Genomic DNA, 1308 nt, shown 5'->3' with positions numbered 1-1308 from the left:
GCACCGTCCGGCCGGCGTTCCGGAGCGGCCTTTTGCCGTGCCGATGGAGGCGGTCCGGCCCTCGTCACGCGGCGGTGTCCGGCGAAGGCTGGACCGCGGGCAGCACAAGGAGGTCGTGGTGAAGCTGGTCCGCATCTGGCTCGGGCTCGTTCTGGTGGCTCTGGGCGTACTGGGACTCCTGGACACCGCCGGCGTTGCGGAGTTCGGCGCCACAGCCGGGCGGTGGTGGCCGGTCGCGGTCATCGGGCTGGGACTCACGGCGATGTGGTCGCAGCGGCGGGTCTCCTTCGGCCCAAGCCTGGTCACCGTCGCCGGGTTCGTGCTCCTCGCAGGACAGCTGCAGTGGACCCAGAAGACGTTGTTCTGGCCGGCTTTGCTGCTCGTCGCGGGTGTGGTGGTCCTCGCCGGGCTCCGGCCGCGCCGAACCCGGCCGCAGCCGCGCACCGAGTCACTGGCGCTGCTCGGCGGGGCCAGGACCGTGGACCGGTCTGAGCACTTCACCCACGCCGACGTCTCCGCGGTTCTCGGCGGCTCCGCTCTCGATCTGCGCCACGCCCACATCGACGACCAGGCGACCGTCGACGCGTTCGCCTTCTGCGGCGGCGTCGACGTGCTGGTGCCCGAAGACTGGCGCGTCCAGATCGGTGGACTGCCGATCCTCGGGGGTTACGAAGACAAAACCGCTGACGACGCGGCTCCGCCGGACGATGCTCCCGTCCTGAAGGTCAACGCCACCGCCCTGCTCGGCGGGGTCAAGGTCGCGCACGAACCGAGCTGAGCAGTCAAGCCTCGGCGTGGTGCACGAGCTCTTCGACCGCTCGCCGCACCCGCGGCGGTTCCGGGGCCGCGCTGTGCCCGATCCGCATGAGCGCCTGCGGGACTCCGATCAGCGCGAGATCTTCGGCGAGTTTCGTGCGCACCGCGTCGACGTGCAGGGGCTGGGTCAGCACAGCCCCCGCCAGGCCGAGGTCGACAGCGGTGAGCCACGCGCGTTCCAAGGCGTACCCGGCCCGCAGGTGGTCCCGGCGGGTGTCGCCGAGCGTGACGAGGACGAGCAGCACACCGACCGCCAGGCGCTCCTCGATTTCGGTCCAGTGCGGTACCTCCGTCGCGTGGCGGACCAGCCCCGCCCACGGCACCGCGCCCGCCGGGATGCGACCGGCGGGAATGCCGACGCCGTGGCGGTGAGCCGGCTCGTCCCGGATCGTCCACAACGACAGCTCGCGCTGGTAGGCACTGTCGCGCTGGAACTTCTCCGCCGCGATGTGCAGCAGCTTGGCAACGGCCGCCAGGTCCGCCTCACCGGTG

1 protein-coding gene and 1 pseudogene are annotated in these 1308 nt (G+C 71.7%); one reads left to right on the top strand and one right to left on the bottom strand.

The annotated features are described in order from the left end of the window. Positions 1–778, top strand: a 778-nt coding sequence (locus tag ACIA77_RS52440; protein WP_395893752.1) for a LiaF transmembrane domain-containing protein, incomplete at its 5' end; no start/stop codon positions are given. A 4-nt stretch (positions 779–782) separates the two neighbouring features. On the opposite strand, the pseudogene ACIA77_RS52435 reads toward ACIA77_RS52440, so the two are convergent. Continuing rightward, positions 783–1308 (bottom strand): annotated as a pseudogene (locus ACIA77_RS52435) (nitroreductase); the annotation flags it as partial.

Source organism: Amycolatopsis sp. NPDC051903, assembly GCF_044452505.1.
In the GTDB taxonomy this organism is placed as follows: Bacteria; Actinomycetota; Actinomycetes; order Mycobacteriales; family Pseudonocardiaceae; genus Amycolatopsis.
Note: the sequence above shows the minus strand (reverse complement) of the source record. Positions and strands in the feature narration are given on the sequence as shown.